Annotated in this window: 16 protein-coding genes; 2 read left to right on the forward strand and 14 right to left on the reverse strand. The window is 40.8% G+C overall.

What is annotated here, in order from left to right:
- Positions 1 to 16: 16 nt before the first annotated feature.
- The 3 genes from B9T34_RS14040 to B9T34_RS14050 are packed head-to-tail and all read right to left on the reverse strand — an operon-like array spanning position 17 to position 2,048.
- On the reverse strand, positions 17 to 214 hold the full coding sequence (locus B9T34_RS14040) for a hypothetical protein (RefSeq protein WP_086213755.1): 198 nt from the start codon (positions 212 to 214) through the stop codon (positions 17 to 19).
- Positions 215 to 226: 12 nt separating this feature from the next.
- Entirely contained in the window at positions 227 to 676 is a 450-nt protein-coding gene (locus tag B9T34_RS19265) for a DUF4236 domain-containing protein (protein WP_086213756.1), read from the reverse strand.
- Between the two features lie 10 nt (positions 677 to 686).
- On the reverse strand, positions 687 to 2,048 hold the full coding sequence (locus B9T34_RS14050; protein WP_086213757.1) for a DUF4041 domain-containing protein: 1,362 nt from the start codon (positions 2,046 to 2,048) through the stop codon (positions 687 to 689).
- A gap of 114 nt (positions 2,049 to 2,162) precedes the next feature.
- Between B9T34_RS14050 and B9T34_RS14055 the strand changes: the two genes are divergently transcribed.
- Together B9T34_RS14055 and B9T34_RS14060 are read left to right on the forward strand one after the other, a co-directional pair.
- A complete protein-coding gene (locus tag B9T34_RS14055; protein ID WP_086213758.1) occupies positions 2,163 to 2,399 on the forward strand; it encodes an excalibur calcium-binding domain-containing protein in 237 nt (78 codons plus the stop codon).
- A gap of 96 nt (positions 2,400 to 2,495) precedes the next feature.
- On the forward strand, positions 2,496 to 3,056 hold the full coding sequence (locus B9T34_RS14060; RefSeq protein ID WP_086213759.1) for a lipocalin family protein: 561 nt from the start codon (positions 2,496 to 2,498) through the stop codon (positions 3,054 to 3,056).
- Between the two features lie 72 nt (positions 3,057 to 3,128).
- On the opposite strand, the gene B9T34_RS14065 is transcribed toward B9T34_RS14060, so the two are convergent.
- The 11 genes from B9T34_RS14065 to B9T34_RS14115 form a co-directional block, all read right to left on the reverse strand.
- Positions 3,129 to 3,530 carry a helix-turn-helix domain-containing protein gene (locus tag B9T34_RS14065; RefSeq protein ID WP_086213760.1) on the reverse strand — a complete coding sequence of 134 codons (402 nt, stop codon included), beginning with the start codon at positions 3,528 to 3,530 and terminating at the stop codon, positions 3,129 to 3,131.
- A 1-nt stretch (position 3,531) separates the two neighbouring features.
- Entirely contained in the window at positions 3,532 to 3,822 is a 291-nt protein-coding gene (locus B9T34_RS14070) for a type II toxin-antitoxin system HigB family toxin (protein WP_086213761.1), read from the reverse strand.
- A gap of 84 nt (positions 3,823 to 3,906) precedes the next feature.
- Positions 3,907 to 4,488, reverse strand: coding sequence for an N-acetylmuramidase family protein (locus tag B9T34_RS14075; protein ID WP_086213762.1), 582 nt, complete (start codon positions 4,486 to 4,488; stop codon positions 3,907 to 3,909).
- Between the two features lie 434 nt (positions 4,489 to 4,922).
- Positions 4,923 to 5,192, reverse strand: a complete 270-nt coding sequence (locus B9T34_RS14080) for a hypothetical protein (protein WP_086213763.1) — start codon at positions 5,190 to 5,192, stop codon at positions 4,923 to 4,925.
- Positions 5,189 to 5,575 carry a hypothetical protein gene (locus B9T34_RS14085; protein WP_086213764.1) on the reverse strand — a complete coding sequence of 129 codons (387 nt, stop codon included), beginning with the start codon at positions 5,573 to 5,575 and terminating at the stop codon, positions 5,189 to 5,191. The genes B9T34_RS14080 and B9T34_RS14085 overlap by 4 nt, the downstream gene beginning before the upstream one ends.
- A 44-nt stretch (positions 5,576 to 5,619) precedes the next feature.
- Positions 5,620 to 5,856: a hypothetical protein gene (locus B9T34_RS14090; RefSeq protein WP_086213765.1), complete on the reverse strand. Its 237-nt coding sequence runs from the start codon at positions 5,854 to 5,856 to the stop codon at positions 5,620 to 5,622.
- On the reverse strand, positions 5,846 to 7,741 hold the full coding sequence (locus B9T34_RS14095; RefSeq protein WP_086213766.1) for a hypothetical protein: 1,896 nt from the start codon (positions 7,739 to 7,741) through the stop codon (positions 5,846 to 5,848). The genes B9T34_RS14090 and B9T34_RS14095 overlap by 11 nt, the downstream gene beginning before the upstream one ends.
- A 12-nt stretch (positions 7,742 to 7,753) precedes the next feature.
- Entirely contained in the window at positions 7,754 to 8,146 is a 393-nt protein-coding gene (locus B9T34_RS14100; RefSeq protein ID WP_086213767.1) for a hypothetical protein, read from the reverse strand.
- Entirely contained in the window at positions 8,143 to 8,445 is a 303-nt protein-coding gene (locus tag B9T34_RS14105; RefSeq protein ID WP_086213768.1) for a hypothetical protein, read from the reverse strand. The genes B9T34_RS14100 and B9T34_RS14105 overlap by 4 nt, the downstream gene beginning before the upstream one ends.
- Positions 8,442 to 9,746: a hypothetical protein gene (locus tag B9T34_RS14110; RefSeq protein ID WP_086213769.1), complete on the reverse strand. Its 1,305-nt coding sequence runs from the start codon at positions 9,744 to 9,746 to the stop codon at positions 8,442 to 8,444. Before B9T34_RS14110 ends, B9T34_RS14105 begins: the two co-directional genes overlap by 4 nt.
- 52 nt (positions 9,747 to 9,798) lie before the next feature.
- Positions 9,799 to 11,418 carry a hypothetical protein gene (locus tag B9T34_RS14115; protein ID WP_086213770.1) on the reverse strand — a complete coding sequence of 540 codons (1,620 nt, stop codon included), beginning with the start codon at positions 11,416 to 11,418 and terminating at the stop codon, positions 9,799 to 9,801.
- Positions 11,419 to 11,421 lie beyond the last annotated feature (3 nt).

Genomic DNA, 11,421 nt, shown 5'->3' on the forward strand with positions numbered 1-11,421 from the left:
GGAAAAACAAAACATACTAAATCTTCACATAACGCCATGTTTTCAAACCAAGTGCTTTCGCTGCATCTTTCGCAGTCGCTTTGTCACCCAGTAATGGTACTTGTCTTAAATCTAAAATTTCCAATAACTCAAAATCCCCTACTTTGAGATTTTGATCGTATTTGTATTTATACCAACGAACCTTATCTTCTGTAGTTGCTAAGACGTAAGACATAATCACCCCCTATTAATTTTGCATATTCACAAATACAAATAATAAAAGCCATCCAAAACTTATAAACCTTGCTGGCTTTGAATAGCCTTCACGCAGAGTAAACCATGCAAAAATATATGGCATTAGAAAAATTCCAATGCCCAAAAGAATCGAAACCTTCCGCTCAAACTTTGGCATAAATGGTAACGGTGGAGGAACTTGTGCTCCTACAGGAGACATATTCATTTGCATGCTAGACCTTACAGGCTCACTTCGAGCAGTTTCCTTCTTTACCTGCTTAGGGCTAAAGCTGCTATACGAAAGTCCAGTACCAGGCAAACCAACTGTTGTTCTTGTCCCCTTTTTTCCAAGGTTCACACGTGCTCCCTTACCGCCTAGTGAAACATTAGTAACACCCTTTTTCGTAATATTTAAACGTACACCCGGTGCTATCTTTAGACTTTTTCTAAAATTAAACCCCACGATTAACCCCTTATATTAAAGCTGGAATTTCTTCCTCAAGCTTTTTCTCTGCCTGAGTTTTCTCATGTCTAATTGTTTGGCTTTGTCTGTATTGTTCAGCTTCAGCTGTAATAGTAAATTCAGCATCGCTTGAAATTTTATGAACTTCACTTTGGATTTCATCTAAAGTCACATGGAAAAATTCTTTACGTAGATTGACTAAATTTAAACGACGTTCTGCAAATGACTTGTGGAGCGCATTTTCCATAGCTGGAGCATTGTCGCTATAAATCATTGCATGCACATCAAAGTAGAACGGCACACTAGCATCGCCCAGTTCATGTACACGATCCATTGGCTCCAAACGGCGCGTCATACCAATCTTGTAGACATCCTCGCCAAATGACCCGATGTTAGAAATAATATAAACATGTCCCGCTTTGGTCTGCTGCGCCATTGATATCGCGCGCTCATTTTTCTGATGAGCCTCTTCCAACTTAGTCGACAACTCAGCAATTTCTGCATTCAATTTATCTAAGTTACCGCCGACGGCTTTTGCAGCTTCAGCTTGCGCTTTCAATAATAATTTTTGGAATTTTTCCTCTTCCTTCTGAGCTGCCGCCATTTCCTGCTCAAGCTTTGCCTCTTCGCGCATTTGACGGCGAATTTCAGCTTGCTCCTCTTTCTCTTCTTTTACTTTTTCTTGATATTCATACGCGAGCCATAATTCCTGCATCTTCATATCCACATATTTTCGATCAATATAGACATGATTTGACTCGTTCATTTTATTTATATCTTCGGCAGCTTTGCGAATACGCTCCTGCATTTTTTCTATATTATTCCAACGCACATTTGCTATAGCTGCTTCACATTCATTATTGAATGCTCGCGTTGTTAGCTTGATTGCGCGTGTGACCATTTTCTTACCTTCAGCTTTACTTTCTCCCACAGTCCACTCTGTAGAGCAAGTGACTGCAGTTTTAGCCTTAAGCATTGATTTCTGCTTTTCTCTGATCAGCGCAATTCTTTGTTTATATTCTTCAGATGTTCCAAAATCAAAATGTGGCTTATAAAACCCAGATTCAGCTAATTCTAAATCTTCATCATATACAGCAATCTTACGGGTTAATATTTGGAAAAGACCATATTTTTTTTGGTAATCTAATTGCAATGCCTGAATATCATTATTCAATTGATTCTTACGATTTAAAGATTTTTCAACTTCACTATCAACATCAATAATTCTTGAATATTTAGCTTCATATTTTTTTAATTGAGTCTGATTTTTAGTATTTTCAGTTTCTTTTGCTTTAAATTTCCCATATATAAAATAAAAAGCACCACCCAAGCAAACAATGATTAGCAATAGAAAAACTGTTACACCATTCACACTCCACCCCCATTAAAGATTATAGTTTTACGTAATCTAACAAAATGCTTACTTTTTGTCACATAAAAAAATTAATGTTAGAATTCATATAACTTTTTGACTTTAAAATAATTTATGAAATTTTTACTCATTTTCGTTTTGGGGTTCACTTCCATCCAAGTTTATGCAAAAAAATGCGCTGACTTTTCTACACAGCAGCAAGCACAGAAATGGTATGAACAACGTAAAAAATCAGGACAAACAGGCTGGAAAAGTTTAGACCGAGATGGAGATGGTCAAGCATGTGATTGCTTGCCGGGTGGAAATGGTAAGAAGTGTCCGAAGAAGAAAAATAGAAATACTAAACAATGATTAAAGATCAAATACTTAATACATAAAAAAACAAAGTAAACTTGAAAGTGAATCTATAGTAATGAATTCACTTTCAAATTAAAGCAGGCTTATAACATGAATTCAAAAACGCGTAAGCTCCTTTTAGCTGGTGGTGCAGTACTTATTGCTGGCTCTTTACTTTCAACAGCAAATGCAAACACCACTGAAGTCCAAGCAGTATCAAAGGTAGATTTAAATAAATATCTTGGTACTTGGCATGAAATTGCACGTAAACCGCTATATTTCCAGAATAAATGTGATTACAACGTCACTGCCAAATATTCATTAAATGAAAACGGTAACGTGAAAGTAGACAATAGCTGCTATAGCGCAGACGGCAAACTTAACCAATCAATTGGTGAAGCTTATGTTCAGAACGCTCCTGCTAACTCGAAACTAAAAGTGAGCTTTTTACCTAAAGCTATTCGCTGGTTACCAGTAGGCCGCGGTGATTATTGGGTTCTAAAAATTGATGATGACTATCAGACTGCATTAGTCGGTTCGCCTAATAAAAAATATCTTTGGGTGCTCAGCAGAACTGCTAACCCTGATCAGGCCACAGTTGATGAATACCTAGATTATGCAAAATCTATAGGTTTTGATTTATCAGATCTGATTAAGACAAAGCACAAGTAAGCTTTAAAAGCCCTCATATTGAGGGCTTTTAAATATCATTAATAAAATTATAAAGCGCTGCACGGCGCTCTATTAAAAAAAGGTATCGGCAGAAACATTAAAACGCTCGGACAGCGCCTTAATGTGGCGGATATTCAACTGACGTTTACCGCTTAAAATTTCTGAGATAACAGACTGGGTTGCTACTTCTGGTAAATCAGACTGACCCAAATCATGCTGCTGCATTAAAAAAGCTAAAGCCGCTCGGCCATCTCCTTTAGGCATTGGTAAGTGCTCATTCTCATAAGCAGAAACTAAGTCACCAAGTTGATGAATAAGCCCCATGAGAGGATGTGATTCATCATCGCCAACCGTATCCAAAAGGTCATCCAATGCTTCAACCAGTGTATTGAAGTCATCTTCATTTTCAGGCTTGCTAAGTAATGGTGCAACGTAATGCCAGTGATCTACAGCCTGTTTAATCATTGCATTCATATTAACCCTCCTTCCAATGACCTTTGTCATATTCTTGATGGGACAAGACATAACGAATGTATACGCGCTTTGCCTGATACATTACGACCGCTATTAATCGTATCTTATTTCCGCCAATATCGAATACATGCAGCTTTCCAACTTTATCGACCGCTGGAAAGAGTAGCTTCATTTCAGCAAAATCTTTAGGATCATTGGCTTTCATAATTCGGTACCAGCCATCCAATGCTGTCTCAGCCTGTGGCCACTTATTCTTTGCTTCTATGATTCGAGCGTGGGTGATCACATGCATACTAATTATCGCATTTTGCTATAAAACAAGTATAGCCAATTTATCGCATTTTGCAATAAAAAATCTTATTTTCTACATCACCAGTTATGAAAACTGTTTATACGCATTAGCCAATTTGGTGTCATAACTATTCTTTGCGTATGCTGCCCCGTTATAGCCACGTGCAAAGGCTTTCCAATCCTTATTTTTAAGTGCATTCACTAGGCCATTCACTTGTATGTATCGACACATCGCCTCAAGCTGTGAGGCCTCATCTTTATACATGGCATTGATAAATGCCTGCAGAGATGGATAGCCAAGCGATTGCCAGTGATAGCCCATGACCTGCCCAATGCCCCAGCTTGCCGACTCTAATGCTGAGGCCCGATGATACTGAGCAGCAGCATTTAAACGGCCATGCTGAACAAAATACAAACCATAGCCACCCGCACTTTTACTGCATAGATCCGGTCGCTTAATCATCATTTGATCTGCAATTTTAGATTGGCCATTCGCAATCAAACGCTGCCGCATGACGTGGCGTTCAAACAAAATGACTGGTGTATTGTCCGCATTAAAGCCTGAGCCTTTGCACTCGACCTCAATGACTGCACGTAAAACGGCGCTTTCAACGCCTAATTTCTTAGCTTGTTCTAAAACTAGCTCTGCAGTTAATTTCTTACTCATTTCACTTTCCTTTAGACATAAAAAAAGTGCCTTATGGCGCACAGACAATAAAAAACCGACCTCTAAAGAAGTCGGTTTAAGATTTTATAGCTAAGATAATTTCAGGCAATTTCCAAATTAGAATTGGAATGGAAAATAATATCAAGAAGGCAAAAATAGTTTGCCATAATCCATGTTTTTCGATAGACACTTTAATAAGCTCCACTATTGGTTTAGAATATTTGAACATAGATTGATCATGTCTCCTTTCCTTTAAGTTGATATGAAAAAAACCTCAGTGCTCTAACACTGGGGTTTTTCTTTAGGTATAAAAAAAGCACCTTTCGGTGCGTATGTAATAAAAACCGATCTCTAAGTGGAGGGTTTACATTTTCCAAATATATGTACAAATAAATATCGTCAAAAGAATTGCTATAAATCGCCATGCTGAAATATCACACAATCCATTTCATTAATGCGGTTATGGCGACTATTGCGCCTGTAAGACTACCAACCACCATTGAAATAGACTTACCCCACGCCATAATGATGGCTACTTTTCCCGTATCTTTTTCGCTCATTTTCCCCTCTATGCTGATATTGGGTTTGGTGTTAAAATTATCTGACATGAATATTTTTCTGATCCTTTTATTAAAGTTTTGGAAATAAAAAAAGCCAAGAATTGCAGTTCTTGGCTTTTTGCTTTTTAAAAAATATTTGATCACTTTTTAAGATCATTTCTTACGTCTTTAAGTTCTTTTACAACTTCAATAATCGTCTTACCTTCTTGCTTGTTAATAAAATTAAATGTCCATCGCACAATAGCCCAACCAGGCAAACCACAGATAAAGAAGAAACCGCCTAAGGCAATCATTCCCCATATATCAGTTACCCATTCATGTAAACCCCATTTCACGATAATGAATGCACCTCCAGTAAGACTAGATACGACAGTACAAATCAAACCCACTGCCCATTCCTGTGGTGAGCGCGGCAAACGCATCATAATGACGACCGTTGCAAATAAGCAAATGGCCAAAGTCACTGCGACTGCAGCACCGTAGAATTTTAAGAATGCTGCAAAGCCGCTTGTAGAGACAGGCTCCATTAATTTCCCCTATATTTTTGGCAATAAAAAAGCACCTTTCGGTGCTAGATCTCAATTTGCGTAACACTGCCCGCCGGCGCTGGCCTCTTAATCTCTCCATTTGAAATAAAGACCTTGGCACCCAAGGCATAAACAACATTACTGGTACAGAGAACTAAACCCGAATTATCCGCCACAAGTACTTTATAGTTTGGATGGCTGACACTTGTGATTGTTCCAACATATTCCGCATGCTGTGGATTCAGTAAATCACGTAGCTTCTTCAATGGGTTATTGCTCATTTAGAACACGCTCCACTTTGACTGTTTGCTTCACTTCTTTGTGGCTAAAGCTCACATCAACCGCATCAACAATGCCCCACCAGCTGCCATTAAAAGCCAGTGTTTGCCCTGGTGTACATTCATTAAATTGAGCATTGATTGGTGTAGTAAAACTATGATCTTCAACCTTGCCAAATCGCGATAACTCAGCTTTGGCATATCCACCGGCACTGACGGCATCAAACATTGCATTCGATACAGTCTCTTTCAAGACATCACCAGCAGTGCCTGTTCGCTTAACCTGATATGTGTTGCCATTCTTGGCGTTTGTGAGTGTTATGCCGTTAAAGTCATCTAGTTCAACTTCATCAATGCTTTGATCAAACACTAAGCTTTCAGGCAGCAATTTGTCGTAATCATTTATTGACATTGAATTCCAAGCTGACTTCTTATATTTCGGCTTGATTGAGATTTGATTGCCTGCTCGTTCGCTATAAATAAAGCCGCCGCCTGCCTCAACCACCATCTTAATAGCATCAATTGGCGCCAAATTTGTGTAAGTGAGGCTTTCGTTTTCGACGATCCATCCCAACTCATCAATCAACTGCCAATCGAGCAACGTACTGCTATTTGCACGATCAATCTCAGCTTGGCAGAGCTGCACAGAGGTCCGTTCGTTTTCCTGCAGGAATGAGCGCAGCGGTGAGTAGTCAGCACTGAGCAATGCGGATTGGCTTCGACCTTTGAGTGTCCATGTTTCTTTTGCAAACTGTCGTGACACCGACTTTGACTCATACAGCATATGATGCACATTGCCATTCACTGTGATCTGCAGAATCACTGGCTTACCATCTGATTCCAACTTACTGATTTCTGTCGGCGGCACTGTAAGTGAATACCCCCAGCACCAATTGTCACGGCTCGTGCTATATCGACCGTCATAGACTTTAATGGATTGGCCAGTGTCTAGCCGAACCACATTTACAGTGTTCAATATGTACCATCCTTTTTGATTAGGTATTGCTGGAATGCAGTCATCAGCGCCAAAATTCAGCACTACATTATGGGGATCAACTTCATGGCATAGACAGATAAAATTCAAATCTGTGCTGCCAGCATATACTGGCAATTGCGGTTCTGGCCATGGTTCTACAGCATGCTTGCGATAATGAATTGCCTTGGCCTTATCCCAAGGCAAAACAGTGTCTGTGGTGATCTGCAGGCCCTTATCCCACTCAAATGAAAAGCGCTTTTCAAAGACATGCGCCACTTCGTGTGAATAAGTGAACTGCTTACGCTTGCGCACAAGTTCCATCCAGTCAAATGCACGCTCAATATAAAGTTTGTCCGCTTGCTCAAAGACTGAAGATTGAGTCACTCGAAGCCGTTTATTTTCATTCCAATCAATATGAATGGTTGATGCTAAGCCTGTTGCATCTTCATGAATCGATTGAATAGCAGCGGCAAGCAGACGTCCTTTTTCAAATCTAATCTTTCGCGCCGCAGAGACTGGCTTTCCGCGCTCAATAAAAAAGGCGCTGTTATGCGCCCTTAAAATCGGTTTTTCCCAGGGAATTTCATTCACATGTATGCATGGAATTGCTTTCTGAAATGCTGAATTTATAGACGTTGAAATGCCGAGGATGTGATTGATGTCAAATGTGCCAGCAGCAGCTACATCGAATGAGCAGTTAATCTGAATATCTGCATGCCCGTGCACATCAACTGGCTGCTCAACTTTACCACTCGCTTTAAAATTAATAGCGGTGTTAATACTGATATTTGCAAAACTAAAACCATCTTCAGCGCCAAAATTTAAAATTAAATTATGGCTGTCTAAGGTTTGGGATTCTTTTTTAAAATTCAGTATGACATTCAAGGCATCTGGTGGTGTGTATTCTGACATTGACCACCTCTTTTATGTGGCCGAACTCAAGAAAATTGAATCAAGTTTGACGGTTGCACCGATTGCAAAATCATATGTATCTAAAACAATATCTGTTTCCATTGATACATCGACAACAGCATGGCCCTCACCATTAAATAAGCGCGCCCACTTTGCTAATCCAGCTTGAATGACGGTGCCCGCTTGGGATGGCTGCAGCTCAATACTTGTTTCTGTGATTGATTTAAAGCACGGCTCAGGAAAGTTTAAAGTCAGTAACTTGCTTGCCGGATCTGGAATGAAATCAAGCGCAGTGGGCTTATTGCTGCTGTAAAAAATAAGGGCAGCATTTGAGCTACCTCGATCTAAATAGTTTGCAAGCGCTTGCAGCATCACAAGGCTTGCTGAGATTGATGGTGTATTCATTTTGGCACCACATTATCCTGGATAACTGCGTTGTATTGCTTGTTGATGTCAAAAGCAACAATGAATGTTTTCAGATCTGTATTTAAACCTAGAAATTGATAGTCACCGTTTTCATCTGGCTTACGCAATGCAATTGGCTGCAAATTTGCTTTGTTATAAAGAACAACCAAGCAAGTACTGTACTTCTCACCTAGCTTTTTGGTTGAGCCTTTGATACCAGCTATAGTGTTCTTTGAACCAAGCCCAATATCTTGCAGCCTGAATTCAGTTTTAAGCGCCTTTCTTGAGCATGGCCTCACTCCATTTCTCCCAAATAAAAGTAAATTCCGCCACCCGCACCATTCCCGCTTGGCGTTAGAGCATCATAAACATACATTGAATGTTCAGAAATAAGCGGGGTGGTGGCAGCTATAGCGCCATGTGATTTCCCAGAATATGCAATAAACGGCAACACGCCTCGAAGAAGTGAAGAATCATCATAGATGGGAATCTCCAGTGCACCTATACCCCCACCGCCAAACATGGTTTCTGCCCCTGACTTGAAGCTTGGCTGAATAGGATTTGCAAAAACATGGTTTGATACTTGTGATACAGCAATGGCAGAGGTTGTTAAAAATTTTGAGCCCGCAGCATTATTTGTTAGCGGCGAGGTTGCTGCATCAACCCCAATATTCTGTAACGAAGAAGCGGCTGTAGACTTTAAATTCGCCATCAAAAACCAAGCAGGGTGTGCTGATGTTAGTGCAGAATTGATTAAGCCTGCTCCAGCGATAAACTTATAGTAGCCGACTGAAGTTCGCGCATTTAATAAGTAAAAGGCATCAGCATCACCCGTGATTGTGAATGTTCTATTTGCACTTGATGGTGCATTAGATTCAATCATACTTGTTACTGCTGCATCGGCAGCCGTAGCCCAATACCACTTTGCCCAGCCCTTCACAACAGCTGTGCCAGTACCTGTTATCTTCCAATTTTTAGTAAAATCAGCTGTATCGAGCGGAAGCTGTAATTTTGACGTATCCGAATAATCATCAATGTGAATCATATTCTCAATCAAGCCGACCATTGCTGACTTTGCATAAGTAGACGTGTAGCTATTTGCTCCGTCTGAAATCGTTTCATCTACCCGAATAAATGGATGCGCTGAAGTTGGATTTTTGGCGCGGTAAACTCGCTTTACATCCGCTGCGTCACGGAAAATGATTTCGTATCCAAGAGATGCCAATTTAGCAGCACCGATACTAATAAGATTAACTGCGGTAGGATTTGTATCCGTCCGTGCAATACCTTTTAAAATTAATTGATTCGCTGCCGGCACGCCTTTGATTCTGTATTTTCCATTTACTTGGCGCGTTTCACTGCCGAGTGACACAGCATTAAATCCTGTCAGTTCCACGATTTGAAAAAGTTGGCAGTTGTGTGATGCATACAGATTTAAAGTGATATCGCCTTGCGCATCAATTGAGGCTGAAGTAACGCTTGGCAGGGCTAAGCCGTTTACTAAACAAGTATCAAGTAAACGAATTAAATCCCCCCAATTATTGCCAAGAGTTAAACCATTTAAGTGACTGAAATATTGAACATCTATGTCTGTCGCCATTTTGAATACTCGTAAAAAAGACCGCAAACGCGGCCATATTTGAATTAATTTTTTAAACAATGCGGTCAATGTCGCCGCGCAGCATGATTTGGAATTGATCGCTGATCTGCGAGGGTTCAGACTGCTTCACAGTGCGAATCACCCAAACTGGATAATTTGCAGCAATCGTATTGAAACGCAAGGCATTACCACTCGCCCATCCACTGCCCCAACCTTCTTTTTTGATCGTAAAGTAAGGCGCATTGGTTACCGGATTAATGGGCGCATAATCTGCATTTATTGTTCCGCGCAATGCCAGCTCACCTGTATATTCCCCCACGCATTTAAATGTTGTGGTGTCAGTGAATACAACCGCCCAGCGCTCTTGAATTGCTCCTTTGTTGCTTACAACGAGCGGGTAAAGCGAATCATTGTAATTTGCTGAAATAGCTGTTCCTGTGGCCACATCTGCCCATACATTATTCCACGTCTGCTGCACGAATTTACGCGTATAGCGCGCCTGCATTTCATCAATAATGAGTGCTGAGCCGACAACCGTGTTTGCAGCTTCATAATTGTGCGTAAGCGGCTTGGTGAATGTCAGCTGGCCATTGATCTGCACATCACGAATAAGGCCCATATCCTGATAACGGTATTTGGCTTTTAGTGGCGGCGCCAGTGTGTTTAAAGCAAAGTCACCATTCAAGGTGAAGCGGCCGTAATCATAGTCCACGGTATACATATCAAATGGCACCTTGGCGCCACCATCATCTTCCAGCTCACACCACGCAATGCGCTGATCAGGTAGCTGATAAGTTTGCCCAGCAATATGGTCTGGCAGCTCAAATACTTTACTTGCACTGACAATACCTACACCGCCGACACGGAAAATAGGTACACGGCCATCCAGCGGCAAACGTGTGGCTGATAGACCAATCACATCAGCATCAAGCGGAATGTAGGTATAAGCAATAGCGTTATAGCGCACTGCTGAAGCATCAATCCACACCGGTACATTGATATACGTTTTGCCCGCATCAGCATATTCAAGCAAAACGTCATACCAATCCTTAGCCTCAAGTTCGGCACGGTTTTCTGTCGTGATTTCTGTCTTGGTATAAAAATTAATGTTCACAAGGCCATTATCATAATTGATTGAGCCATGTGCACGATTGGTTTCTATTTTGCCGTATTCATCTGCAATCAGTGTCAGTTGCCCAAACTCAAGTGATGTCGCAACAACAGTCAGCGACTGCACACGAATTGGAATAATCGGTGTGCGGAAGCAAATCTGATTCACTGGCGGCAGATCAGTTGTGGTTGTCAGAGACTCAAGCTGAATGGTGTTGTCAGTATTGGGCGTCCAGCTGTCTATTGCCACGACACCCGTACCATATTGGATTAGGCCAGACTGAATACCGCTATTGTTGGCTGGGTTTACAGCGCGATAAAGCAGACCATTACGATCTAAATAAGTATCGCTCCCCACTTTAAAACGGGCTGAACCAGTCAGAATCTGTTCGTCAAAACCTGATGATAAATCGAGTTTTAATTTATCAGCTGTGAATGTGTGAGTACTTGAATTCAGCCCAGATGTGTCGCGATATTTAACAGAAATATCAGTTACATCATAAGCTTTAAGCAAAACCTGTGACTCGGTTATGCTTGATGTTTGCGGTGAGTAAAATGACATATA

The organism is Acinetobacter sp. ANC 3813, assembly GCF_002135435.1.
Classification (GTDB): Bacteria; Pseudomonadota; Gammaproteobacteria; order Pseudomonadales; family Moraxellaceae; genus Acinetobacter.

Bases quoted from the DNA above. Each gene is read 5' to 3' on its own strand.
- B9T34_RS14040 (WP_086213755.1), bottom strand. From the start codon at position 214: ATGTCTTACGTCTTAGCAACTACAGAAGATAAGGTTCGTTGGTATAAA.
- B9T34_RS14055 (WP_086213758.1), top strand. From the start codon at position 2,163: ATGAAATTTTTACTCATTTTCGTTTTGGGGTTCACTTCCATCCAAGTT.
- B9T34_RS14060 (WP_086213759.1), top strand. From the start codon at position 2,496: ATGAATTCAAAAACGCGTAAGCTCCTTTTAGCTGGTGGTGCAGTACTT.
- B9T34_RS14065 (WP_086213760.1), bottom strand. From the start codon at position 3,530: ATGAATGCAATGATTAAACAGGCTGTAGATCACTGGCATTACGTTGCA.
- B9T34_RS14070 (WP_086213761.1), bottom strand. From the start codon at position 3,822: ATGCATGTGATCACCCACGCTCGAATCATAGAAGCAAAGAATAAGTGG.
- B9T34_RS14075 (WP_086213762.1), bottom strand. From the start codon at position 4,488: ATGAGTAAGAAATTAACTGCAGAGCTAGTTTTAGAACAAGCTAAGAAA.
- B9T34_RS14085 (WP_086213764.1), bottom strand. From the start codon at position 5,575: ATGGAGCCTGTCTCTACAAGCGGCTTTGCAGCATTCTTAAAATTCTAC.
- B9T34_RS14090 (WP_086213765.1), bottom strand. From the start codon at position 5,856: ATGAGCAATAACCCATTGAAGAAGCTACGTGATTTACTGAATCCACAG.
- B9T34_RS14095 (WP_086213766.1), bottom strand. From the start codon at position 7,741: ATGTCAGAATACACACCACCAGATGCCTTGAATGTCATACTGAATTTT.
- B9T34_RS14100 (WP_086213767.1), bottom strand. From the start codon at position 8,146: ATGAATACACCATCAATCTCAGCAAGCCTTGTGATGCTGCAAGCGCTT.
- B9T34_RS14110 (WP_086213769.1), bottom strand. From the start codon at position 9,746: ATGGCGACAGACATAGATGTTCAATATTTCAGTCACTTAAATGGTTTA.
- B9T34_RS14115 (WP_086213770.1), bottom strand. From the start codon at position 11,418: ATGTCATTTTACTCACCGCAAACATCAAGCATAACCGAGTCACAGGTT.